This window comes from Streptomyces sp. NPDC048424 (assembly GCF_040651555.1).
Lineage (GTDB): Bacteria > Actinomycetota > Actinomycetes > Streptomycetales > Streptomycetaceae > Streptomyces.
The window spans coordinates 57,821-81,027 of the sequence record NZ_JBEZKE010000016.1; the positions used below are offsets into that span (position 1 = coordinate 57,821).

The 23,207-nt window shown below is 74.2% G+C and carries 20 protein-coding genes; 12 read left to right on the forward strand and 8 right to left on the reverse strand.

Annotation, left to right across the window (positions count from 1 at the left end; genetic code table 11):
• Nucleotides 1–61: 61 nt before the first annotated feature.
• Nucleotides 62–889: an enoyl-CoA hydratase family protein gene (locus tag AB0D29_RS22920; protein WP_362856642.1), complete on the forward strand. Its 828-nt coding sequence runs from the start codon at nucleotides 62–64 to the stop codon at nucleotides 887–889.
• Nucleotides 890–893: 4 nt separating this feature from the next.
• Nucleotides 894–3,161, forward strand: coding sequence for a bifunctional salicylyl-CoA 5-hydroxylase/oxidoreductase (locus AB0D29_RS22925; protein ID WP_362856643.1), 2,268 nt, complete (start codon nucleotides 894–896; stop codon nucleotides 3,159–3,161).
• A 271-nt stretch (nucleotides 3,162–3,432) separates the two neighbouring features.
• On the opposite strand, the gene AB0D29_RS22930 is transcribed toward AB0D29_RS22925, so the two are convergent.
• The 4 genes from AB0D29_RS22930 to AB0D29_RS22945 are packed head-to-tail and all read right to left on the reverse strand — an operon-like array spanning nucleotide 3,433 to nucleotide 7,256.
• Nucleotides 3,433–4,272 (reverse strand): GNAT family N-acetyltransferase, encoded by an 840-nt coding sequence (locus AB0D29_RS22930; protein ID WP_362856644.1) that lies wholly within the window; start codon nucleotides 4,270–4,272, stop codon nucleotides 3,433–3,435.
• 46 nt (nucleotides 4,273–4,318) lie between these two features.
• Complete coding sequence (locus AB0D29_RS22935) at nucleotides 4,319–4,774, reverse strand: hypothetical protein (protein ID WP_362856645.1); 456 nt, start codon at nucleotides 4,772–4,774, stop codon at nucleotides 4,319–4,321.
• A 27-nt stretch (nucleotides 4,775–4,801) separates the two neighbouring features.
• Nucleotides 4,802–5,602 carry a PaaX family transcriptional regulator C-terminal domain-containing protein gene (locus tag AB0D29_RS22940; RefSeq protein ID WP_362856647.1) on the reverse strand — a complete coding sequence of 267 codons (801 nt, stop codon included), beginning with the start codon at nucleotides 5,600–5,602 and terminating at the stop codon, nucleotides 4,802–4,804.
• Nucleotides 5,603–5,606: 4 nt separating this feature from the next.
• On the reverse strand, nucleotides 5,607–7,256 hold the full coding sequence (locus tag AB0D29_RS22945) for an AMP-binding protein (RefSeq protein WP_362856648.1): 1,650 nt from the start codon (nucleotides 7,254–7,256) through the stop codon (nucleotides 5,607–5,609).
• 127 nt (nucleotides 7,257–7,383) lie between these two features.
• Here AB0D29_RS22945 and AB0D29_RS22950 point away from each other — a divergent pair, with 127 nt between their 5' ends.
• Nucleotides 7,384–8,565 (forward strand): acyl-CoA dehydrogenase family protein, encoded by a 1,182-nt coding sequence (locus AB0D29_RS22950; protein ID WP_362856650.1) that lies wholly within the window; start codon nucleotides 7,384–7,386, stop codon nucleotides 8,563–8,565.
• Nucleotides 8,562–8,960, forward strand: coding sequence for a RidA family protein (locus AB0D29_RS22955; RefSeq protein WP_362856651.1), 399 nt, complete (start codon nucleotides 8,562–8,564; stop codon nucleotides 8,958–8,960). Before AB0D29_RS22950 ends, AB0D29_RS22955 begins: the two co-directional genes overlap by 4 nt.
• A gap of 28 nt (nucleotides 8,961–8,988) precedes the next feature.
• Here the strand turns inward: AB0D29_RS22955 and AB0D29_RS22960 are convergent, their stop codons facing one another.
• Nucleotides 8,989–9,198 carry a 4-oxalocrotonate tautomerase family protein gene (locus AB0D29_RS22960; protein ID WP_362856652.1) on the reverse strand — a complete coding sequence of 70 codons (210 nt, stop codon included), beginning with the start codon at nucleotides 9,196–9,198 and terminating at the stop codon, nucleotides 8,989–8,991.
• A 53-nt stretch (nucleotides 9,199–9,251) separates the two neighbouring features.
• Nucleotides 9,252–9,995, reverse strand: coding sequence for an SDR family oxidoreductase (locus tag AB0D29_RS22965; protein WP_362856654.1), 744 nt, complete (start codon nucleotides 9,993–9,995; stop codon nucleotides 9,252–9,254).
• Nucleotides 9,996–10,103: 108 nt separating this feature from the next.
• Here AB0D29_RS22965 and AB0D29_RS22970 point away from each other — a divergent pair, with 108 nt between their 5' ends.
• Nucleotides 10,104–11,027 (forward strand): LysR family transcriptional regulator, encoded by a 924-nt coding sequence (locus AB0D29_RS22970; protein ID WP_362856655.1) that lies wholly within the window; start codon nucleotides 10,104–10,106, stop codon nucleotides 11,025–11,027.
• Here AB0D29_RS22970 and AB0D29_RS22975 read toward each other — a convergent pair.
• Nucleotides 10,978–12,555 (reverse strand): NAD(P)/FAD-dependent oxidoreductase, encoded by a 1,578-nt coding sequence (locus tag AB0D29_RS22975; protein WP_362856656.1) that lies wholly within the window; start codon nucleotides 12,553–12,555, stop codon nucleotides 10,978–10,980. The genes AB0D29_RS22970 and AB0D29_RS22975 overlap by 50 nt on opposite strands.
• Nucleotides 12,556–12,950: 395 nt before the next feature.
• The gene (locus tag AB0D29_RS22980) at nucleotides 12,951–14,321 is read right to left on the reverse strand and encodes an aminopeptidase P family protein (RefSeq protein ID WP_362856657.1); all 1,371 of its coding nucleotides are present in this window, start codon (nucleotides 14,319–14,321) and stop codon (nucleotides 12,951–12,953) included.
• A gap of 201 nt (nucleotides 14,322–14,522) precedes the next feature.
• On the opposite strand from AB0D29_RS22980, the gene AB0D29_RS22985 reads away from it, so the two are divergent.
• The 7 genes from AB0D29_RS22985 to AB0D29_RS23015 all read left to right on the forward strand — a co-directional run bounded on the left by AB0D29_RS22985 (nucleotide 14,523) and on the right by AB0D29_RS23015 (nucleotide 23,133).
• Nucleotides 14,523–16,904, forward strand: a complete 2,382-nt coding sequence (locus AB0D29_RS22985; RefSeq protein ID WP_362856658.1) for a collagenase — start codon at nucleotides 14,523–14,525, stop codon at nucleotides 16,902–16,904.
• A gap of 82 nt (nucleotides 16,905–16,986) precedes the next feature.
• Nucleotides 16,987–18,138, forward strand: coding sequence for an FAD-dependent oxidoreductase (locus tag AB0D29_RS22990; RefSeq protein ID WP_362856659.1), 1,152 nt, complete (start codon nucleotides 16,987–16,989; stop codon nucleotides 18,136–18,138).
• 163 nt (nucleotides 18,139–18,301) lie between these two features.
• Nucleotides 18,302–18,616 (forward strand): (2Fe-2S)-binding protein, encoded by a 315-nt coding sequence (locus AB0D29_RS22995; RefSeq protein ID WP_362856661.1) that lies wholly within the window; start codon nucleotides 18,302–18,304, stop codon nucleotides 18,614–18,616.
• 37 nt (nucleotides 18,617–18,653) lie between these two features.
• Entirely contained in the window at nucleotides 18,654–20,087 is a 1,434-nt protein-coding gene (locus AB0D29_RS23000) for an FAD-dependent oxidoreductase (RefSeq protein WP_362856794.1), read from the forward strand.
• Nucleotides 20,088–20,162: 75 nt separating this feature from the next.
• Nucleotides 20,163–21,095 (forward strand): dihydrodipicolinate synthase family protein, encoded by a 933-nt coding sequence (locus AB0D29_RS23005; protein WP_362856662.1) that lies wholly within the window; start codon nucleotides 20,163–20,165, stop codon nucleotides 21,093–21,095.
• A 20-nt stretch (nucleotides 21,096–21,115) separates the two neighbouring features.
• Nucleotides 21,116–22,120 carry a proline racemase family protein gene (locus AB0D29_RS23010; protein WP_362856663.1) on the forward strand — a complete coding sequence of 335 codons (1,005 nt, stop codon included), beginning with the start codon at nucleotides 21,116–21,118 and terminating at the stop codon, nucleotides 22,118–22,120.
• Complete coding sequence (locus AB0D29_RS23015; protein WP_362856664.1) at nucleotides 22,117–23,133, forward strand: proline racemase family protein; 1,017 nt, start codon at nucleotides 22,117–22,119, stop codon at nucleotides 23,131–23,133. The genes AB0D29_RS23010 and AB0D29_RS23015 overlap by 4 nt, the downstream gene beginning before the upstream one ends.
• The last annotated feature ends 74 nt before the right edge of the window (nucleotides 23,134–23,207 follow it).

Here is a 23,207-nt window from a genome sequence, read left to right on the forward strand (position 1 = left end):
CGTGGAGGCGCGTGTCGCGTTTCTGTGACGGAAGTCAGGATCTGCTGATACCGTCGGTCGTGTGAGCCCCTTCACCGGTTCCACAGCAGCGACCGAACGGTGGCACCACCTCCGGGTAACCCGGCAGGACGGCGTGGCCACCGTCACCTTCGACCGCCCCGAGAAGCTGAACGCGCTCACCTTCGGCGCCTACGCCGACCTGCGCGATCTGCTCGCCGAACTGTCCCGCGAGCGTTCCGTGCGCGCCCTCGTCCTGGGCGGCGAGGGCCGCGGCTTCTGCTCCGGCGGGGACGTGGACGAGATCATCGGCGCCACCCTCGCCATGGACACCGCCCAGCTCCTCGACTTCAACCGGATGACCGGCCAGGTGGTGCGCGCCATCCGCGAATGCCCCTTCCCGGTGATCGCCGCCATGCACGGGGTGGCCGCCGGCGCCGGCGCCGTCCTCGCGCTCGCCGCCGACTTCCGCATCGCCGACCCCACCGCCCGCTTCGCCTTCCTCTTCACCCGCGTCGGCCTCTCCGGCGGCGACATGGGCGCCGCCTACCTGCTGCCCCGGGTCGTCGGCCTCGGCCACGCCACCCGCCTCCTGATGCTCGGAGAGCCCGTACGCGCCCCCGAGGCCGAACGGATCGGCCTGCTCAGCGAGCTCACCGACGAGGGCAAGGCCCACGTACGGGCCGCCGAACTCGCCGCGCACCTGGCCGCCGGCCCCGCCCTCGCCTACGCGCAGACCAAGGCGCTGCTCACCGCCGAGCTCGACATGCCGCTGGCCGCGTCGGTGGAGCTGGACGCCGCCACCCAGGCCCTGCTGATGAACGGCCAGGACTACGCGGAGTTCCACGCGGCCTTCACCGGGAAGCGGCCGCCCGCCTGGAAGGGCAGGTAGCCGGATGCCGACGTGCCGCGTGTCTCCGGGCGCCCTGCGGGTCGCGGTCGTCGGCGGGGGACCGGGCGGGCTGTACACCGCCGCGCTGCTGGCCCGCCAGGGCCACAGCGTGGAGGTCTGGGAGCGGGGCGCCCCGGACGACACCTTCGGCTTCGGCGTGGTCCTCTCCGACGAGACCCTCGGCGGCATCGAGCGGGCCGACACCGTCGTCTACGCCGCCCTGAGCGCCGAGTTCGTGCGCTGGGACGACGTGGACGTCGTGCACCGGGGCCGGATCCTGACCTCCGGCGGCCACGGCTTCGCCGCCATCGGGCGCCGCCGGCTGCTGCAGATCCTGCACGAGCGCTGCGCCGGGCTCGGCGTCCGGCTCCGCTTCCGCACCGCGGCCCCCGACGTGCGGGACCTCGCCGCCGGGTACGACCTGGTGGTCGCGGCCGACGGGGTGCACAGCGCGATCCGGGAGGCCGGGGCCGCGCACTACGGGCCGACCCTGACCCCCGGGCGCTGCCGCTACATCTGGCTCGCCGCCGACTTCGCCTTCGAGTCCTTCCGCTTCGAGATCGCGGAGACCGAGCACGGGGTCATGCAACTGCACGCCTACCCCTACTCGGCGGACGCCTCCACGGTGATCGTGGAGATGCGGGAGGAGGTCTGGCGGGCGGCCGGCCTCGACCTCTGCGACGAGGACGAGTCCGCGGCCCGCTGCGCCAAGACCTTCAGCGAGGCCCTGCGCGGACGACCGCTGCGCGGCAACCGCTCCGCATGGACCCGCTTCGACACCCTCGTCAACGCGCGCTGGTCACACGGCAACGTGGCGCTCCTCGGCGACGCCGCGCACACCGCCCACTTCTCCGTCGGCTCCGGCACCAAGCTGGCCGTCGAGGACGCGCTCGCGCTCGCCGAAGCGGTGGCCGGCGCGGAGGGCGACGTACCGGCCGCCCTCGCCGCGTACGAGGCGGCGCGCCGCCCCGCGGTCGCCAGCACCCAGCGGGCCGCGGCCGCGAGCCGGGCCTGGTTCGAGGAGGTCGCCGGTTACGTCGACCAGCCCGCCCGGCAGTTCGCCTTCAACCTGCTCACCCGCAGCCGCCGGGTCACGCACGACAACCTGCGGCTGCGCGACGAGCGCTTCACCCGGGCGGTGGAACGGGACTTCGGCTGCCCGGACGAGCACACCCCGCCGATGTTCACCCCCCTCACCCTGCGCGGCCTGACCCTGCGCAACCGGGTCGTCGTCTCGCCGATGGACATGTACTCGGCCGTGGAGGGCGTCCCCGGGGACTTCCACCTCGTGCACCTGGGCGCCCGGGCCCTCGGCGGGGCCGCCCTGGTCATGACCGAGATGGTCTGCGTCTCCGCCGAGGGACGGATCACCCCCGGCTGCGCCGGCCTCTACACCCAGGAGCAGGCGGCGGCCTGGCAGCGGATCACCGACTTCGTCCACACCTGCGCACCCGGCACCGCGCTCGGCGTCCAACTCGGGCACGCGGGCCGCAAGGGCTCGACCCGGGTCATGTGGGAGGGCATGGACGACCCCCTCCCGGAGGGCAACTGGCCGCTGGTGGCCGCCTCCGAGCTGCCGTACCGGCCGGGCGTCTCGGCGCTCCCGCGCGCCCTCGACGAGGCGGACCTGGTGGCGCTGCGCTCCGAGTTCGCGGCCGCCGCCGTGCGGGCCGCCGACTGCGGGTTCGACCTCCTGGAACTGCACTGCGCCCACGGCTACCTGCTCTCCGGGTTCCTCTCGCCCCTGACCAACCACCGCACCGACGCCTACGGCGGCACCCTGGAGAACCGGCTGCGCTTCCCGCTGGAGGTCTTCGACGCGGTCCGCGCCGTCTGGCCCGAGGACCGCCCGATGACGGTCCGCCTCTCGGCGACCGACTGGGCGCCCGGCGGCACCTCGCCCGAGGAGGCGGTGCGGATCGCGGCCGCGTTCGCCGCGCACGGCGCCGACGCCATCGACGTCTCGACCGGACAGGTGGTCGCGGACGAGGCCCCGGAGTACGGGCGCTCGTACCAGACCCCGTACGCCGACCGGATCCGCAACGCGCTCGGCGTCCCCGTCATCGCGGTCGGCGCCATCTCCTCCTGGGACGACGTCAACTCCCTGCTGCTGGCCGGCCGCGCCGACCTCTGCGCCCTCGGACGCCCCCACCTCTACGACCCCCACTGGACCCTGCACGCGGCCGCCGACCAGTCCTACGAAGGCCCGGCCGCCCCCTGGCCGACCCCGTACCGCGCGGGCAGCCGCAAACCCCCGACGGGCCGCGGCTGAACCTGCCGGCTTTACGAACGGCAGCAATGCCTCTACCTTGAACGTGTTCAGATTGAACGCGTTCAAGGTGGTGGGGTGGTCATGGGGGGCCAGTGGTTCGTCGTCGCGCTCATCTTCTTCGGCGTGGTCTGCCCTGTGGGCGTCGGCATCGTCGTCGCCTTCCTCAACGGGTGTCGGGAGCACCGTCGATTTCGGCTCGGGTTCCAGGCTGGGCGGGCGGCAGCCGGCGGAAAGTTCGGACCGGTTCCACCTCCTTCTCCTCCGCCCCCGCTCACACGGGGATGACCTCGGCGCGGTCCTCGACCGGGGTGTAGCCCAGGCGTTGGTAGACGCCGTTGCTCGTGGGGTTGGACAGGTCGGTGAAGAGGAGGACCTCCGCGGCGCCGGCCGCGTGCGCGGCCCGGGTCGCCGCGTGGGTGACCCCGGCGGCGTAGCCGCGGCCGCGGAGGGCGGGCGGGGTGTAGACCGGGCCGATGCGGGAGGCCGAGCAGATCGGGCGGGAGAAGCCCGCCAGGGAGACCGGCGCGCCCTCGTGCTCCCACAGCAGGGCCCCGCCGTACGAGATCCGGTCGCGCAGGGCGGCCTCCGAGGCGCGGCCGTGCGCGCCGGCCTCCTTGTGGAAGGCCTCGATCCACTCCAGCAGCAGCGGGAGGTCCGCCCCGGTGGCGGGACGTGAGCGCCCGGCCGGGGCGGGATCCGGGGCGACCAGGCCGGCCAGCCGGTACAGGCGGAGCTCCTCCGCGATCCGGGTGGGCCGCCCCCAGGCCGCGGCCAGCGCCTCCGCGTCCGGGCGGCGGGCGTTGAACGCGCGGATCCCGGCGAGCAGCGGCTCGGCGGAGAGCTCGGCCCCCAGCGCCCGGACCGCCTCGGCGGGCACCACGCCGAGCAGCATCGGGAACGGCGGGGTGCACAGCAGCGCGCCGGCGACGCTCCCGTCGGCCCCGGTCCACCAGCCGAAGAAGGGCGCCTCGGCCCCGTAGGCGCCGCTCCCGCGCCGCTTCAGCGCGTCGATCACGGTCAGCATGAGGGTGTCGGAGACGGGCCGCGCGGCCACGGTCGGATGGGCCGCGGCCAGATAGGCCGCGAGGTCAGAGGTGAAGGTCCAGGTCATGGCCCATCGTGGCGGGACGGGGAGCCGGCGCGCATCCGGATTTCCGTCACGCCGGCAGCCAACCCGGCCACCACGGCGGCACGTTGTCCGGCCCGCACCGCGCCGGGTTCCCCGGGTATCCGTCCAGCGTCCCCTCCGTGGCGAAGAACACGAGGACCACCAGCGCGAGGACGAGCGGGAACGGCACGGGGCGCAGCAGCAGGGGGAGCTTTCGGCTGAGGAAGGCGATCAGCAGCGACAGGAACGCGCATCCCGGCACCACCAGCCACAGCAGCAAGGTCATCTCGAACCGCCCGCCCGCCTCCCAGCCGGCGTCGCAGTACGCGCGGGCGCGGGAGGCGAGAGCGATGGCGGAGCACCCGGCCGCGGCTCCCACCAGCGTCGCCGTCACCAGCAGCAGGGCCGTGGCCCGCCTCCCGGGCGGCCCCGCGGGGCTGCGGTACGAGGACTGCGGCTGCGCCGGGGGCGCCGGTGGGTGCGGAGGAGGATCGGGATCTGTCACAACCCCTCGGGACGCGGCCTTCGCCGCCTACGGTTGCGCGAAGGCCGCCCCGCGATCGCGCAGCCGTGCGTGGAGTTCCGCGAAGACGGCCGCCGCACGGTCGCCCGGCCAGCCCGCCGGGAGCAGCTCGCGCGGCAGGCCCGGGTCGGCGTACGGCAGGCGCCGCCAGGAGTCCAGCGCGAACAGGTAGCCGCGGTAGGCCTCCTCCGGCGTCGGCTCCGGGCCCGACTGGAGGGCGCGCAGGTCCGGTTCGTGCAGGTCGAGGAATTCCTCGTGCTGCTTGGCCAGGGCCGCCAGGTCCCACCAGCGGGCCACCGCCTCGGCGCTCGGCGCGAAGCCGAGGTGGGCCCCGCGGAACAGCTCCACGTACGGCGTCAGGTGCAGCCGCTCCAGCGTGTGCGCGGTCTCCTCGGCCAGCCTGGCCGGGGCGATCCACACGCCCGGCGCCACCGCGCCGAACCCCAGCCGGGCCAGCCGGGAGCGCAGCAGGTGCCGCTTGCTCCGCTCCTGCTCCGGAACGGAGAACACCGCCACCAGCCACTCGTCCGACAGCCGCGGACTGCCGTAGATCCGGCGGTCGCCGTCGTCCAGCAGCTGCTGCGCCTCCTCGGAGAGCCCGTACGCCGCCGAACCGTCCGCCGCGCGCGCGGGCAGCAGGAAGCCGCGCCGCTTCAGCCGGGACACCGACGAGCGGACCGACGGGGCGTCCACGCCGACCGCGCCCAGCAGGCGGATCAGCGCGGACACCGGGACCGGGCCCTCGAAGGCCCGCCCGTAGGCTCCGTAGAACGTGACGATCAGGGATCGCGGGGTGTGCTGCTCGACCACGGCTTCACTCTAGGCCGTCGGGCCGGTCGGGCAGGGTTCCAAGATCCCGCAGCCGGAAGCGTTGCAGCTTGCCCGTCGCCGTGCGGGGGAGCGCGGGGACGAAGACGAAGGAGCGCGGGCACTTGTGCGGGGCCAGCTCCGCCCGCATGAAGGCGCGCAGCGCCTCCTCGGTGAGGACCACGCCGTCACGCGTGACGGTGTACGCCACCACGACCTGCCCGCGTCGCTCGTCCGGGCGGCCCACCACCGCCGCCTCCACCACGTCCGGGTGGCGCAGCAGGGCTTCCTCCACCTCCGGGCCCGCGATGTTGTATCCCGCCGAGACGATCATGTCGTCGGCCCGGGCGACGTAGCGGAAGTAGCCCTCCGGATCGCGCACGTAGGTGTCCCCGGTCAGGTTCCAGCCGCCCTGTACGTACTCGCCCTGCCGCGGATCGGCCAGGTAGCGGCAGCCCACCGGGCCGCGCACGGCCAGCAGCCCCGGCACTCCGTCCGCGACCGGCAGCCCCGCCTCGTCCACCACCCGGGCCTGCCAGCCCGGGACCACCCGGCCGGTCGTCCCGGGCCGGATCTCCTCGTCGGCGGCGGAGATGAAGATGTGCAGCAGCTCGGTCGCCCCGATGCCGTTGATGATCCGCAGCCCGGTGCGCTCGTACCAGGCCTGCCAGGTGGCGGCGGGCAGGTTCTCCCCGGCCGAGACGCAGCGGCGCAGCGCGGACAGGTCGTACATGCCCACGTCGTACGGGCCCAGGGCGTCCAGCATCGTCCGGTACGCGGTGGGCGCGGTGAACAGCACCGTCACCCGGTGCTCCGCGAGCGCGGGCAGCAGCCGGCGCGGCACCGCCTCCTCCAGCAGCAGCGCGGACGCGCCCGCCCGTAGCGGGAAGACGACCAGTCCGCCGAGGCCGAAGGTGAACCCGAGTGGCGGGCTGCCCGCGAACACGTCGTCCGGGCGGGGGCGCAGCACGCTGCGGGAGAAGGTGTCGGCGACGGCGAGCAGGTCGCGGTGGAAGTGCATGCAGCCCTTGGGGCGTCCGGTGGTCCCGGAGGTGAAGGCGATCAGGGCGACGTCGTCGGCGGAGGTCGGGGCGGCCCGGAAGGGCGCCTCGTGCCTCTCGGCCAGCCGCAGCAGGTCGTCCCGGCCGCCGCCCCCGTACGCGGTGATCCGCAGCCCCGGCACCTCGGCCTTGACCAGGTCGTCCAGCACGTCCGCGTGGCACAGGGCGTGCCGCACCCGGGCCATCGCGCAGACCGTGGCCAGCTCCTTCGCGCGCTGCTGGGGCAGTACGGTCACCGCCACCGCGCCCGCCTTCATGACCGCCAGCCAGCAGGCGGCGAGCCAGGGCCCGGTGGGACCGCGCAGCAGCACGCGGTTGCCGGGGACGACGCCGAGGTCGGCGGTGAGGACGTGGGCGATGCGGTCCACGCGCTCGCGCAGCCCGCCGTACGTCCACACCTCGCCCGCGCCGCTGCGGAAGGCCGGGCGGTCGGCGCCCGCGGGGCCGAACCGGGCGATGGTGGCGTCGAGCAGCTCCGCCCCGCAGTTCAGGCGGTCGGGATAGGCCAGTTCGGGCAGATCGAAGACGAGTTCCGGCCAGGTGTCGGCGGGTGGCAGATGGTCACGGGCGAAGGTGTCCGTGTGAGCGGAAGGCATGAGGTCCAAGGCGGGTCGCCCCCTGCAGCGGTCCGGAGTGGGGTGGGGCCGGCCGTGCTGTTGCCCTACGAGCGTATCGTGATGGTGACGGCAGTCAACAGGACGCGATAGATGCGGGGACATTCGGATGACCGGATTCGCGCTCGGGGTGGACCAGGAGGAGTGGTGCGGGCAGTTGCGCGCACTGGCGGCCGACCGGCTCAGGCCGCTGGCCGAGAAGGGAGAACCGGGCAGGGTCAACCGGCCGCTGCTCGCCGCGCTCGGCGAGCTGGGCCTGCTGGAGCGGGTGTTCGCCTCGGGCGCACTGGAACTGTGCCTGCTGCGCGAGTCCCTCGCCTACGGCTGCACGGAGGCCGAGACGGCCCTCGCCCTCCAGGGGCTGGGCGCGTACCCGGTGCTGCGGTTCGGGAGCGAGGCGCAACGGGAGCGGTGGCTGCCGCAGGTGCGTGCCGGGCGGGCGGTGGCGGCCTTCGCCCTGAGCGAGCCGGGGGCCGGCTCGGACGCGGCGGCACTGGCGCTGGCGGCCGAAGCCGACCCGGACGCCCGGGGCGGCCGGCGGCTCAGCGGGGAGAAGTGCTGGATCTCCAACGCCCCGGAAGCGGATTTCTACACCGTGTTCGCCCGGACGGGTGAGGGGCCGGGGGCCAAGGGGGTCTCGGCCTTCCTGGTCCCGGCCGACCGTCCCGGACTCTCCGGCGAACCGCTGGACATGCTCTCCCCGCACCCGATCGGCTCCCTGTCCTTCGACGGGGTCCCGGTCGGCCCGCGCGACCTGCTCGGCGAACCCGGGCGGGGCTTCCGCGTCGCGATGGACACCCTGAACCTGTTCCGGCCGAGCGTCGGCGCCTTCGCGGTGGGCATGGCCCGGGCCGCGCTCGACGCCACGCTCGCGTACACGGCGGGGCGGGCGGCGTTCGGCGGGACGCTGAGCGACCTCCAGGCCGTGGCGCACCGGGTGGCCGAGATGGCCACCCGCACCGAGGCGGCCCGGCTGCTGGTGTACGCGGCGGCCGGGGCCTACGACCGGGGCGCGGCGGACGTTCCGCGCCGCGCGGCGATGGCGAAACTGCTGGCCACGGAGACGGCCCAGTACGTGGTCGACCACGCCGTCCAGCTGCACGGAGCGGTGGCCCTGCGGCGCGGCCACCTGCTGGAGCACCTCTACCGGGAGGTGCGGGCGCCGAGGATCTACGAGGGGGCGAGCGAGGTGCAGCGCACGATCATCGCGAAGGAGCTGTACGGGGCCCTGCCGGAGCCGCTGCCAGGGGCCCTGCCCGCGCCGCTGACCGGAGAGGGGGCCGGGCGATGAGCCTCGACCGGATCAACCCGGCGGAACTGTCGCCGGCGACGGGCTTCTCCCACGCGGTCGCCGCCACCGGATCCCGGCTGGTGTTCCTGGCGGGCCAGACCGCGCTGGACGGCTCGGGCAAGGTGGTGGGGGAGGGCCTGCCGGAGCAGTTCGAGGTGGCCCTGACCAACCTCCTGGCCGCCCTCGCGGCGGCGGGCGGCTCCCCGGGGGACCTGGCCAGGGTGACGGTGTACGCGGTGGACGTGCCGGCGTACCGTGCGTGCGCGGCCGAACTGGGCCGCATCTGGCGCCGGTTGGCGGGCCGCGACTACCCGGCGATGGCCGTCATCGGCGTGGTCCGCCTCTGGGACGACCAGGCCCTGGTCGAACTCGACGGGGTCGCGGTCCTGCCGTAGCCGCCCCGGCGGAGCGGACCCCTGTCGCTCAGCTCCGCGGGCGGGTCCGGCGGTACTCCCGCGTCGTGACGCCGCCGACGCCCCAGTCCTCCAGGTCGACCTCGTCGATGAGGACGAAGGTGGTGGCCGGGTCCTTGTCGAGGACCCTGACCAGCAGGTCGGTCACACCGGCGATGATCTCGGCCTTCTGGGCGGCGGTGGCGCCCTCACGAGTGATCTTGACGTTGACGTACGGCATGGCGGTGGATGTCCTTCCGGTGGGAGGGGAGTGCACGGGCGGGCAGGAGGGGCTCAGGCGGCGCGGCCGGTCACATGACCGCCGTCCACGCGCAGGGCGTGGCCGGTGACGAACGTGGCGCCCGCGAGGTAGAGAACGGCGTCGGAGACCTCGGGGGCCTCGCCGACCCGGTTCAGCAGGGCGAGTCCGCCGAAGGAGTCCACGTCCGAGCCCGCGTGCAGCGGGGTGCGGATGATGCCGGGCGACACGAGGTTGACGCGGATCCCGTCGGCGGCGAGCTCGGCGGCCAGGCTGGTCGTCAGCGCGTGCACTCCGGCCTTGCTGACCACGGGTGCGGAGGCCGGGAAGCCGGCCAGCGCGTGGTCCACCAGGACGGTGCCGATGTTGACGATGCTGCCGCCGCGGCCCTGGGCGCGCAGCGCCCGCACCACAGCCTGGGTGGTGAGGTAGGTCCCCTTGAGGTTGCCCGTCAGGAATCCGTCGAGCTCGGCCTCGGTGACCTCGGTGAAGGCCTTGGAGGCGAAGGTGCCCGCGTTGTTCACCAGGACGTCGATTCCGCCGAAACGGTCGAGCGCGGCGCGGACGAGAGCCTCGCCGGTCTCGGGTTCGGCGATGGCACCCGCGACCCAGGCGGTCCGCTCCGGGTGTCCGAGACCGGCGGCGGCCTTGGCGAGGCGGTCGGAATTGCGGCCGTTGAGTACGACGTTGGCGCCGCTCGCCAGGAAGGCGCGGGCGATGTCCAGCCCGATGCCGCTGGAGGAGCCGGTGACGATGGCGGTGACGGCGTTGGAGTTCATGGTGTGTGCCTTCCGGGGCGAGGGGTGCGTACTGCTGACACCGGAAACCTACGAACCATCAACCCATAACACCACGACGAAAATTGAAGCATGCCATAATCCCACGTTATGGATGTGGATCTGCGCGACCTGGAGCTCCTGGACGCCACCGCCGAGGCCGGCTCGCTGACCGCGGCCGCCGAGAAGCTCTACGTGAGCCAGCCGGCACTCAGCCAGCGGCTCACCCGCCTGGAGGCCCGTCTGGGCATGCCCCTCTTCGACCGCAAGGGCCGCCGCCTCGTCCCCACCGCCGCCGGCCGCCGCATGCTCGTGGCGGCCCGCCAGGTGCTCGGCGAACTGGCCTCGGCCTCCCGGGACCTGAGGGAGATCCGCGACGGCCGCGACAAGCGGGTCCGCTTCACCGCGCAGTGCAGCACGACCTTCCCCTGGCTGCCGCCCGTACTGCGCGCCTTCCGTGAGCGCGAGCCGGACATCGACGTACGCCTGGAGACCGTCCCCGACGACGCGCCGATCCCCGCGCTGCTCGCCGACCTCGTCGACGTCGCGCTGGTCACCAAGCCGGATCTGCAGATGGACCGGGTGTCCCTGACCAGACTGTTCGACGACGAGATGATGGCCGTGGTGCCGGCCGGACACCCGTGGGCCGGGCGGGCGCACCTGACCGCCCGTGACTTCGACGGCGTCGACCTGGTCCTCTACGACGGCTACGACCAGAGCCGCATCCCCTCGATGCCGCTGCCGATCCCGCCGGGGTCCCGGCCCGGCCGGATCACCACCATGCCGGTCGTCACCGAGCTGGTGGTCGAGATGGTCGCGGGCGGCCAGGGCGTGACGGTCCTGCCCAACTGGGTGGCCGCCCCGTACGTCGCCTCGCACGACCTCGCCCTCGTGCGGATCGGCGCGAAGCCGCTGACCCGCACCTGGTTCTGCGCCACCCGGACCGGGCCGCGCCCGCCCCATCTGGAAGCCTTCGTCGAGGAACTCACGGCCTGCCTGACGGCCCCCCGGGCCGCGCTCCCGGGCGGCGGCTGAGAGGCCCGCCGGAGTCCCGGTCCCGCCCCTCGCGCGGCGCGGGCAGCGCCCCCGGCAGGGTCCAGGCGTACGCGTCCGGGGAGAAGGCGTGCAGGCGCTTGACGAGCCTGGCGGTCGACCACGGCCAGGAGAAGGTGTTGACGCCCGGCAGACCGAAGTAGTAGCCGGACCCCTCGGCGGGGCTGTAGACGGTGGTGCGCAGCGCCTCGCGCAGGGCCCGCTGGTGGGCTTCCTCGGCTTCGGGCCTGACGTCCAGCGCGGCGCACCCGCTGCTCCGCAAGTGGGTGAGGGCGGTGGCGACGTAGCGGAGCTGGGCTTCGAGGACGGTGGGCACGGCGGTGGTGCCGGTGAGCAGGTTCGGCCCGACGAGGAGGAAGAGGTTGGGGTATCCGCTGACGCTGGTGCCCAGGTAGGCGCGGCGGTCGTCCGCCCAGGTCCGGGCCAGCGGAACGCCGCCGGTGCCGTACAGCCGGCGGGCCAGGGGGATCTCGCCGACGTGGTAGCCGGTGGCGAGGACGATGACATCGGCGGGTGCGCGCCTGCCGTCGGCTCCGATGACGTGGGAGCCCTCCACGGCGGCCGCGCGGGTGGCGTGCAGGCGGACGTTGGGCCGGGTGAGGGTGGGGTAGTAGGCGTCGGAGGTGATCAGGCGGCGGCCCCCGAGGCGGTAGTCGGGAGTGAGCACCTCACGCAGGGCCCGGTCCGGCACGGAAGTGCGCAGGTGCAAGCGGGCCACGGCCTCCAGGGGCCGCAGCAGGCGGGGGTGGCGCAGGGGCAGGCCGACGGCCTCCTGGGTCCAGTGGTGCATGCCGCGCAGTGCGCGGCGTGCTGCCGGATGGCGCCCGAGGAAGCCGTGCAGCCGGGCGGGCAGCGGGTAGTCCGGCTTCGGGAGCACCCAGTGGGGTGTGCTCTGGAAGACGTCGAGGCGAGCGGCCGCCGGCTGGATCTCGGGCAGGAACTGGACGGCGGACGCTCCGGTGCCGACCACCGCGACACGGCGCCCGGCCAGGTCGGCGTCGTGGTTCCAGCGGGCGGAGTGGAAGACGGGACCGGGGAAGGCGTCGAGGCCGGGGATGCCGGGAAGGCGGGGCCGGTGCCAGGGGCCGGTGGCGACGATCACGGCTCGGGCCGTGTACGCACCTGCCGTGGTTTCCAGGTTCCAGCGGTGCGCCCCGGGCTCCCATCGGGCGTCCAGCACCTCGGTGCCGTAGCGGATGGCGTCGTCCGCGCCGTGCGTGGACGCGGTGAGCCGCAGGTAGTCGAGGATCTCGGACCGGCCGGCGAAACAGCGGCTCCAGGGGTGGGGAGCGAAGGAGTACTCGTACAGCATCGCGGGAACGTCGCACCCGCACCCCGGGTAGGTGTTGTCCCGCCAGGTCCCGCCGAGACGATCGGCCTTCTCCAGCACCACGACGTCGTCGAATCCGGCCCGGCGCAGGGCGATCACGGCGGCCACACCCGACAGGCCGGCCCCGATGACGACGACCTCCGCCGCCTGACGGTCACTGTCGGACGTTTCACGGGCCACGTCTGCTCCCTCCCCGCACCGGGAGCATCGCGGCCGGCGCCGAACCGCTCCCGACAGCGACTTGACGATCACTCAGGGCGACCGAGCCTAGGTCCTCCGGTCATCGGGCGGGGGGTCGTGCCGTGCGGTTGGCTCGTACGAGTGATCTTGTCCGGCAGGCGAAATCCCGCGCCCCTTCCTGTGGGTTGGCTGCCGGTCATGACGGCGAGGGACCCCCGGCAACGTCCTGACCCGCCGGTTCACGGGCGAGGGCGTCGTCCTCCACCGCACCCGCGACGACCGGGCCCGCGCCGTGCACCCGCCCGCCGGTTCCACCCGTCGCCCTCAGGGGCGCGTGCGGGGTGCCCGCCGGGGTCCCGGCGGTAGCGGGCGGAGCAAGATCCGAAAGAGAGGGCCTAGCCCTCCAGCAGGTGGCCCATCCATTCCTCGATGCCCGCGACCGTGCGCGGCAGCGCGCCCGACATCAGTCGGGCGCCGTCCGCCGTGATGACCAGGTCGTCCTCGATGCGGACGCCGATGCCCCGCAGCTCCGCCGGGAGCGTCTCGTCGTCGGGCTGGAGGTACAGGCCCGGTTCCACTGTGAGGACCTGGCCCTCTTCCAGGACGCCGTCCAGGTACGTCTGCGCCCGCGCCTTCGCGCAGTCGTGCACGTCCAGCCCCAGCATGTGCCCGCTGCTGCACAGCGTGTACCGCCGGTGCAGGTCGCCCTCCGCGTCCTTCAGGACGCCCCACTCCGCCAGGCCCTCCGCGATCACCCGCATGCCGGCCCGGTGGAAGTCCCCGAAGCTCGCACCCGGGCGCAGCGCCGCCATGCCCGCCTCCTGCGCGGCCAGGACCAGTTCGTAGACCTGTCGCTGGACGGGGGAGAAGCGGCCCGACAGCGGGAGGGTGCGGGTGATGTCCGCCGTGTAGAGGGTGTCCGTCTCCACGCCCGCGTCCAGCAGGAGCAGTTCGTCGCCGTTCAGCCGGCCGTCGTTGCGGATCCAGTGCAGGGTGCAGGCGTGGGCGCCCGAGGCCGCGATGGTCTCGTACCCGGTTCCGTTGCCCTCGGCCCGCGCGCGCAGACCGAAGACGCCCTCGATCCACCGCTCCCCGCGCGGATGCGCCAGCGCGCGCGGCAGGGCCCGTACGACGTCCTCGAAGCCCGCCGTCGTGTGGTCGACGGCCAGCTGGAGCTGCTCGACCTCCCACGCGTCCTTCACCAGGCGCAACTCCGAGAGTGCGGAGCCCAGTTCCGCGTCGGAGGTCGCGTCGCGGCCCGCCGGTGACCCCAGTTCGTCCAGGTGTGCGCAGCGGATGCCGGTGAGGCGTTGGGCCTCCGCCAGGTCCGGTCGGCGGCCCACCCAGAACTCCCCGTACCTGCGGTCCCGGAAGAACTCCTCGTTCCCGCCCGCCCGCGGCGAGCGCGGCCGCAGGTACAGCACCGCCTCGTGGGCGTGCGGGCCCGACGGCTCCATGACCAGGACGTGACCCGCCTGGTCCTCGCCCGTGAGGCCGGTCAGCCAGGCGTACGCGCTGTGCGGGCGGAACCGGTGGTCGCAGTCGTTGGAGCGGACCTTCAGCTCGCCGGCCGGGACGATCAGCCGCTCGCCGGGGAAGCGGGCCGAGAGCCGTGCCCGGCGGGCCGGGGTGACGGCGTACGCGGGCACGCGTGCGGAGTCGGGGAGCGGGGAAGCGGCCCAGTTGCCCGCCATGAAGCGGGACAACTCCGGGGATACCGGGCGGTCGTGACTGCCCGTGTTGAGGGGGGCGGGGGTCTCGGTCACGAGGCTCCTTCAAGAAAGATGCGAACTGATGGGCGCACAGGTCTTGTCAGTGCAATTTCACATTACTATGTTACAGCTCACACCGCGGCACGTTAACCCCCGTCAAACGCCGTGTGACCCAGGGCAGTTGGCCCAGAACAGACGACTCAGGGCCCTTCCCGCACCACCCCCCACCTCACCCTCTCCACCCAGGAGTTCTCGGTGTTCCAGCACAGAGCAGTGCGCTCTTCCCTCCTCGCCTCCGCCGTGGCCGTGACCCTCCTCGCCACCGCGGGCCAGGCCACCACGCAGGCCGCCACACCGCCGGCCCCTGCCCCGGCCGCCCCCTTCACCGGCGCCCGGACCGCTCCCGCCCCCGGCCCCACGGGGAACCCGTTCGACGAGGTCGACCGCCTCGCCAACGCGAAGGACAACGCCCCGGCCCCCGCCCCGGCCCCCGGCGGACAGGCCATCACCGGCCAGGTGCCCGGCGCCGCGACCGCGGCCGCGCCCGCCGACGACCTGGAGAAGCGCGGCAAGGTCGCCAAGGCCGCCCCCACCGCGAAGAGCGTCGCCGCCGGCGTCCCCTGCACCCTCGACGGGATCACGAACCTCACCCCGGAGCAGTTCGCCGACTTCCTCGGCGACCAGGCCGTCCTCGCCGACGGCTGCCTGCGCGGTCTCATCTGGACCTGGGACGCCCGCCTGGCCCCGGTGATGTCGGACGCGCACGTCCAGGCCGTCTCCCGCCGGATATCCGCCCTGGCCGCCGCCCACGACGGCCGCAACTCCTCGCACCTGGAGGAGATGTTCACCTACCTGCACGCCGTCGCCTACCACGACTTCTCACGCGACGAGATCGACGTCACCGACGCCCCGACCGTCGCCGCGACCCGCAAGGCCATCGACGACTTCGCGGGCGCAGCGCGGACCTTCGACGTCACCCCCTCCAACGCCCGCACGCTGCGCGAGGCCCTCTACGCCGCGGGCCCCGGCCTGCGCCAGCACCAGCTCGGCCTCATCAAGAAGGTCCTGGCCACCATGGACCCGGCGCACCCCGCCACGAACCTCGACGCCACCTGGGCCGGCGCCGTCCTCGCCGCGCTCTCCACCAACTACCTCGGCGTCTACCCGGGCAACCAGGACACCGCCTTCCACGCCGCCGTCTCCGCCGACCCCGCCTACCGCGCCGCCTTCAAGGCCTTCGCCGGCTACACCCACCTCAAGGGGACCGGCAACGCCTGGGTGGCCCGCGACGCGCTGGGCGAGTACGGCCGCTTCGGCCAGATCGACGGCCAGCGGGGCCAGGTCACCGCCGACCTCGGCGCGCTGCTGGGGCCCGTCAAGGCCGGCTTCGGCGACGGCAGCGAGCAGTGGGCCAAGCTCGTCTCCTGGCTGAACTTCTACGAGGCCTGCAAGCCGTACGGGGTGTGCAAGGAGGACATCGAGAAGCAGCTCTTCCCCTACACCTACTCCTACGACAACGGCGCCATCAAGGTCCGCACCGCCCTGGACCGGGCCACCGTCGACCAGCTGTACTACGCGAGCAAGCAGGTGAAGTCCCAGTACCACCGCGTGCTCGGCACCGAGCAGCCGCTCGCGGGCGACCCCAACACCACGCTCAACATCGTGCTCTACGCCTCCCGCGCCGACTACGTGAACTACCACCCGATCCTGACCGGCTACGGCACCGAGAACGGCGGCATCTACATCGAGAACGGCGCCACCTTCTACACCTACCAGCGCCGCGTCCCGCAGGACTCCTCCCTCACCCTGGAAGAGCTCTTCCGCCACGAGTACACGCACTACCTCAACGGCCGCTACGCCGTCCCCGGCTTCTTCGGCGAGGGCCCCTGGTACGAGGGCGACCGCACGACCGCCATGGACGAGGGCACGGCCGAGTTCTTCGACGGCGCCACCCGCGACAACGGCATCGCCGTCCGCAAGTCCCTCGTGAAGAGCGTCATCAGCGACACCTCGGGCGGCGGCCCGCGCATGAGCGTCGAGCAGCTGCTGAACGCCACCTACGACGGCGACGGCTTCCGCTTCTACAGCTACGCCGGCACCTTCTTCGAGTTCCTGTGGACCGAGAAGCCCACCCTGCTGCGCGAGATGTACACCCACCTGCGCAACAACGACGTGGCGGCGTACGACTCCTGGCGCCACCGGATGGGCGCCGACACCTACCTCCAGCGCGATTACGACCGCTTCCTGGACGCGCAGATCGCCAAGGTCGACCAGCTCTACGTGCCGAACACCTCCTTCACCCCGAACGACCAGCTGCGCGACTCCGCGCTCGCGTCGGTGAAGTCGGCCTTCGCCACGGCCACGTACAACACCCCGGACTGCGTGGAGAACGGCGACGCCGGCAAGCGCCGGTTCACCTGTACCGGCCGGATCACCGCGAACCTGAAGAACTGGCGCAGCGACGACCAGAACTTCAAGGACATGTCGGAGACGGTCGACTACTTCATCCTCGACCGGGCGGGCGCGGCCTCCAACAACCTCGCCGACATGAACTGCTCCTTCGGTCCGCTGGAGATCTGGACCAACAACAAGGCGGGCACCTCGAGTTACAGCTGCGAGGGACCGCTCCGCAGCTGACCCGGCACCGGACCGGTCCCGCGCCTGAGGAGGGTGCGGGACCGGTCTGGGCAGCCATTAAAGAATGTGACATATTACTGCCGTGCTCAAGAGACACTCCCTGGACGCCGTGATCATCGGCGCCGGCGTCGTCGGGGCGGCCTGCGCGTACTACGCGGCCCGCGCCGGGCTCACCGTGGCCGTGGTCGACCGCGGGGCCGTCGCGGGCGGCACGACCGGCGCCGGCGAAGGCAACCTGCTCGTCTCCGACAAGGAGGCGGGCCCGGAACTCGACCTCGCCCTCCTCTCCACCCGGCTCTGGACCGAACTCGCCGCGGTCCTCCCGCGCGCGATCGAGTACGAGCCCAAGGGCGGGCTCGTCGTCGCCCCCGACGACACCACCGTGCGGGCCCTGCGGAGCTTCGCCGAGGGCCAGCGCAAGGCCGGGGTCGACGCGGTCGAGGTGCCCGCCGATGCCCTGCACGAGCTGGAGCCGCACCTGGCCCCGGGCCTGGCGGGCGGGTTCCACTACCCGCAGGACGCCCAGGTCCAGCCGGCCCAGGCGGCGGCGCGGCTGCTGGCCGCGTCCGGAGCCGAGGTGTACCTCGGCGAGGAGGTGACGGGCGTTCTGCTGGACCGGGGTGCCGTACGAGGGGTCAGCACCACGCGCCGCGAACTCCTGGCCCCGGCCGTGGTGAACGCGGCCGGCACCTGGGGCGGCCGCATCGCCGAACTGGCCGGGGTCACCCTGCCCGTCCTCCCGCGCCGCGGCTTCGTCCTGGTGACCGAGCCGCTCCCGCGGGTGGTCCGGCACAAGGTCTACGCCGCCGACTACATCGCGGACGTCGCCAGCGGCTCCGCCGCCCTGCAGTCCTCGGCCGTGGTCGAGGGCACCCCCTCGGGCCCGGTCCTGATCGGCGCCACCCGCGAGCGGGTCGGCTTCGACCGCTCCCTCTCGACGGAGGCCCTGCGCCGGCTGGCCGCGCAGGCGGCGGCGCTCTTCCCGGTGCTGGCCGACGTCCGGGTCCTGCGCACCTACCACGGCTTCCGCCCCTACCTCCCCGACCACCTTCCGGCCATCGGCGCGGACCCCCGCCGCCCCGGGCTGCTGCACGCCTGCGGCCACGAGGGAGCCGGCATCGGCCTGGCCCCGGCCACCGGCGCCCTGATCGCCGCTGCCCTGACCGGCGCCGAACCCCCGCTCCCCCCGGCCCCGTTCGACCCGGCCCGCTTCGACCAGGACCCGGCCCGATGACCGGCCGTTCCCGGCCCTGCGGGCGTTTGAGGCACGGGATCCGGGGCGGAGCCGCTGGGGGCAGCCCCGGACGCGGAGAAAGGGCGGGGCGGGGAGAAGGCCCGCGCAGCGGCAGCCGGTACCGCCCCGCCATCTGCACCACACCGCCCAAGGAGGACTCCCGATGAGCCCAACGCCCCGCACCCTCGTCGGCGGAGCCGCTTCGGCCACGTACGTCATGCGCTTCGACGGCCGCGAGCTCACGGCCCAGGCGGGCCAGAGCATCGCCGCCGTGCTCTGGGGCGCCGGGATCCTGGCCTGGCGGACCACCCGCGAGACCGGCGCCCCGCGCGGCGCGTTCTGCGGGATCGGCAGCTGCTACGACTGCCTCGTCACCGTCAACGGCCGCCCCAACCAGCGCGCCTGCCTTGTCCCGGCCCGCCCGGGGGACACCGTCACCACCCAGGAGGGAACCGGCCGTGCCGACCTCACCGTCTGACCCCACCGGTCGCACGGGCCGCGCAGCCCCCACAGCCCTGCCGCCCCCCGCCGCCGCTCCCGCCGCAGGCGCAGGCGCCGGCTCCGCCGGCTTCGACCTCGCCGTCGTCGGGGCCGGGCCGGCCGGGCTGGCCGCGTCCGTCACGGCCGCCGGGTTCGGGCTGCGGGTCGCCGTGCTCGACGCGGGGGACCGCCCCGGCGGGCAGTACTACCGCCACCCCGCCCCCGGCCTCGGCGCGGCCCGCCCCGAGGCCCTGCACCACGGCTGGGCCGAATTCGCCCGTCGCGAAGCCGCCCTGCGCGCCCACGAGTCGGCGGGCCGGATCACGTACCTCCCGGCCCACCACGTCTGGGCCGTTGTCCCGGGCCCGGACGGCGGCCCCGGCTGGACGCTGCACGCCGTCGCCGGCCCCGAGGAGGCGGCCGCCACCCTGCACGCCCGGGCCGTGCTCCTCGCCACCGGCTCCTACGAGCGGCAACTGCCCTTCCCCGGCTGGACCCTGCCCGGGGTGGTCGGGGCCGGCGGGGCCCAGGCCATGCTCAAGAGCGGGCTCGTCCTGCCCGGCAAGCGGGTCGTCGTCGCCGGGAGCGGCCCGCTGCTGCTCGCCGTCGCCGGGTCCCTCTCCGCCGCCGGGGCCCGGGTGCCGGCCGTGGTCGAGGCCGCGGCGTACACCGCGTACGCCGGCCATCTCCCCACCCTGCTGCGCAACCCCGGCAAGCTCGCCGAGGCCGCCACCCACGGCAGCGCCCTCCTGCGCCGCCACATCCGCCTCCTCACCCGGCACGCCGTGACCGAGGCCCACGGCACCGACCGGATCGAGGCCGTCACCGTGGCCCGCCTGGACCGGCACTGGCGTCCGCTGCCCGGTACCGCCCGCCGGATCCCCTGCGACGCCCTCGCCGTCGGCCACGGGCTCGTCCCGCAGCTGGAGCTGGCCACCGGCCTCGGCTGCGCCACCCGCCGGACCGCCGACGGCGCCGTCGCCCTGGCGCTGGACGCCGAGCAGCGGACCTCCGTCCCCGGGATCTGGTCCGCGGGCGAGACCGGCGGCATCGGCGGCGCCCAACTGGCCCTCCTCGAAGGGGAGATCGCCGCCCACGCGATCGCCGGCCGGCCCGTGCCCAGCGCCCTCGCCGGCCGCCGCGCCCGCCTGCGCGGCTTCGCCGAGGCCATGGGCGCCGCCCACCGCCCCGGCGACGGCTGGACCGGCTGGCTCCGCGACGACACCGTCGTGTGCCGCTGCGAGGAGGTTCCGGCCGGCCGGATCCGCGAGGCCGTCGCCGACCTGGGCGCGCGGGACGCCCGTACGGTCAAACTCCTCACCCGCTGCGGAATGGGCTGGTGCCAGGGCCGCATGTGCGGACCGGCCGTCGCCGCCCTCGCCGGCGGCGAGCCCGGGCCCGACCGGCGGCCCCTGTCCTGCCCGGTTCCGCTGCGCCACCTCGCGGAACTGCCCCCGGCGGACGGCTGATCGGGCGGCCCGGACCCTTGTGGCCGCCCCACACCCACTAGTAAAATGTCACACACCACTCTAGGGAGCTCTCTCATGACCAACGCGCACACCCCCGCGCCCACCACCGGTACGGACACCCGCACCCGCCCCTGGCACGGCATCATGGTCGCCACCGCGCTCCCCCTGCGCGAGGACCTCACCGTCGACTACGACGCCTACGCCGAACACGTGGCCTGGCTGATCGCCAACGGCTGCGACGGCGTGGTCCCCAACGGCTCCCTCGGGGAGTACCAGACCCTCACCGACGAGGAGCGCGCGCGGGTCGTGCGCACCGCCGTCGAGGCAGCCGGCGACGGCGCCCGCGTCATGCCCGGCGTCGCCGCCTACGGCAGCGCCGAGGCCCGCCGCTGGGCCGAGCAGGCCGCCGAGGCCGGCGCCGGCTCCGTACTCCTCCTGCCGCCCAACGCCTTCCGGGCCGACGAGGAGACCGTACGCGCCCACTACGCCGAGGTCGCCCGCGCCGGGCTGCCCGTCGTCGCGTACAACAACCCGTACGACACCAAGGTGGACCTCACCCCGGCCCTCCTCGCCCGGCTGCACACCGACGGCTCCATCGTCGCCGTCAAGGAGTTCAGCGGGGACGTGCGCCGCGCCTACGAGATCGCCGAACTCGCCCCCGGTCTCGACCTGCTCATCGGCGCCGACGACGTCCTGCTCGAACTCGCCCTCGCGGGCGCCGTCGGCTGGATCGCCGGCTACCCCAACGCGCTGCCGCAGTCCTGCGCCACCCTCTACCGGGCCGCCGTCGCCGGGGACCTCACCACCGCCCTGCCGCTCTACAAGTCCCTGCACTCCCTGCTGCGCTGGGACTCCAAGACCGAGTTCGTCCAGGCCATCAAGCTCTCCATGGACCTGGCCGGGCGTCCCGGCGGCGCCACCCGCCCGCCCCGCTTCCCGCTCACGGGCGAGACCGAGGCCGCCGTCCGCGCCGCCACCGAGAAGGCCCTCGCCGAGGGCCTCAACTAACCGACCGGAGGGGACGCCAGATGCGTACGCGCCACGTCTACCACGCGGTGGACTCGCACACCGAGGGCATGCCGACCAGGGTGATCACCGGGGGAGTCGGGGTGATCCCCGGCGCCACCATGGCCGAGAAGCGGCTCCACTTCATCGAGCACACGGACCACGTCCGCACCCTGCTCATGTACGAGCCGCGCGGGCACTCCGCGATGAGCGGCGCCATCCTGCAGCCCCCCACCCGCCCCGACGCCGACTTCGGCGTCCTCTACATCGAGGTGTCCGGCCTGCTCCCCATGTGCGGGCACGGCACCATCGGTGTCGCCACCGTCCTCGTCGAGACCGGCATGGTGCCCGTCGTCGAGCCGGTCACCACCGTCCGGCTCGACACCCCCGCCGGACTGGTGAGCGTCGACGTCCGCGTCGAGGACGGTGCGGCCACCGCCGTCACCCTCACCAACGTCCCCTCCTTCAGCGTCGGCCTCGACCTCAAGGCCGACGTCCCCGGCTTCGGCACGGTCACCTACGACCTCGCCTACGGCGGCAACTTCTACGCCTTCGTCGAACTCGACGCCCTCGGGCTGCCCTTCGACCGCGCCCGGAAGGACGACCTGCTCGCCGCCGGACTCGCGGTCATGGACGCGATCAACGCGGGCGACGACCGCCCCGTCCACCCCGAGAACCCCTCCATCGCCGGGGTCAAGCACGTCTACCTCGCCGCCCCCGGCTCCGACGCCCGCCGCTCCCGGCACGCCATGGCCATCCACCCCGGCTGGTTCGACCGCTCGCCCTGCGGTACGGGCACCAGCGCGCGGATGGCCCAGCTGCACGCCCGAGGCCTCCTGGAGCTGGGCGCGGATTTCGTCAACGAGTCCTTCATCGGCACCGAGTTCACGGGCCGGCTGGTCGCCGAGACCACCGTCGGCGGACTCCCGGCCGTGGTGCCCACGGTCACCGGCCGGGCCTGGATCACCGGCACCGCCCAGTACTTCCTCGACCCGGCCGACCCCTTCCCCGGAGGCTTCCTCCTGTGATCACCGTCCGAACGGCGGACTACCACACCGCCGGCGAACCCTTCCGGATCGTCGACTGCGGAGCGGAGGGCCTGGCCGTGCCCGGTGACACCGTCGCCGAGCGCTGCGCCACCGCCATCGGCCCGGGAGGGTCGGGGACCGCCCCGCGCCGGGGCGCGCTGGACGACGTACGGCGCCTGCTCGTGCAGGAGCCGCGCGGACACGCCGGGATGTACGGGGGGTTCGTGGTCCCGGCCGACGACGACGGGGCCCACTTCGGCGTGCTGTTCTGGCACAAGGACGGCTACTCCACCGCGTGCGGCCACGGCGCCATGGCCCTCGGTGCCTGGGCCGTGGACACCGGCCGGGTCGCCGCCCCGGACCACGGCGACGCCCAGGTGCGCATCGACGTACCGTCCGGGCGGGTCACCGCGACCGTGCACCGGGACGGCGGCCGCACCACCGGGGTCACCTTCCGCAACGTGCCGGCCCGGGTGGGCGCCCGCAAGGTCCCCGTCGCCACCACCCTCGGCCTCGCCGAGGTGGACATCGCGCACGCCGGGGCCTGTTACGCCGCCGTCCGCGCCCGCGACCTCGGCCTGGACGTCTCGCGGTCCTCCCTGCCCGCCCTGGTGCGGGCCGGCCAGGAGATCCGGGCCGCGCTCGCCGCGCACCCCGCCACCTGGCACCCGGACGGCCCGCTGCTGTCCGGGGTGTACGGGGTGATCCTCCACGAGGAGCTCCCCGACACCCCGTTCGGGCCGCACGAGCGCAACGTCACCGTCTTCGCCGACGGCCAGGTCGACCGCTCGCCCTGTGGCTCCGGCACCTCGACGCGGCTGGCCCTGCTCGCGGAGGACGGGCGGGTCGGCCCCGGCGAGGACCTGCTGAACGAGTCGGTCACCGGCACGATGTTCACCGGACGGATGCTGGACGGCGGTGTCACCGAGGTCACCGGCACCGCCTACCGCACCGGCGCGCACGCCTTCGTGCTCGACCCGCACGACGCGCTGGGGACGGGATTCACGTGGTGAGGCGGCCCGGTGGGGGGAGGCCCGGCGCGTCGGCTCCGTCCGCGCCGGCTCCCGCCGCGTCGGCCCCGGCCGTG

What these genes read in the sequence shown, in the direction of transcription:
- AB0D29_RS22925 (WP_362856643.1), top strand. Translation starts at nt 894, where the DNA reads ATGCCGACGTGCCGCGTGTCTCCGGGCGCCCTGCGGGTCGCGGTCGTC.
- AB0D29_RS22930 (WP_362856644.1), bottom strand. Translation starts at nt 4,272, where the DNA reads ATGACCTGGACCTTCACCTCTGACCTCGCGGCCTATCTGGCCGCGGCC.
- AB0D29_RS22945 (WP_362856648.1), bottom strand. Translation starts at nt 7,256, where the DNA reads ATGCCTTCCGCTCACACGGACACCTTCGCCCGTGACCATCTGCCACCC.
- AB0D29_RS22950 (WP_362856650.1), top strand. Translation starts at nt 7,384, where the DNA reads ATGACCGGATTCGCGCTCGGGGTGGACCAGGAGGAGTGGTGCGGGCAG.
- AB0D29_RS22955 (WP_362856651.1), top strand. Translation starts at nt 8,562, where the DNA reads ATGAGCCTCGACCGGATCAACCCGGCGGAACTGTCGCCGGCGACGGGC.
- AB0D29_RS22960 (WP_362856652.1), bottom strand. Translation starts at nt 9,198, where the DNA reads ATGCCGTACGTCAACGTCAAGATCACTCGTGAGGGCGCCACCGCCGCC.
- AB0D29_RS22965 (WP_362856654.1), bottom strand. Translation starts at nt 9,995, where the DNA reads ATGAACTCCAACGCCGTCACCGCCATCGTCACCGGCTCCTCCAGCGGC.
- AB0D29_RS22970 (WP_362856655.1), top strand. Translation starts at nt 10,104, where the DNA reads ATGGATGTGGATCTGCGCGACCTGGAGCTCCTGGACGCCACCGCCGAG.
- AB0D29_RS22995 (WP_362856661.1), top strand. Translation starts at nt 18,302, where the DNA reads ATGAGCCCAACGCCCCGCACCCTCGTCGGCGGAGCCGCTTCGGCCACG.
- AB0D29_RS23005 (WP_362856662.1), top strand. Translation starts at nt 20,163, where the DNA reads ATGACCAACGCGCACACCCCCGCGCCCACCACCGGTACGGACACCCGC.
- AB0D29_RS23010 (WP_362856663.1), top strand. Translation starts at nt 21,116, where the DNA reads ATGCGTACGCGCCACGTCTACCACGCGGTGGACTCGCACACCGAGGGC.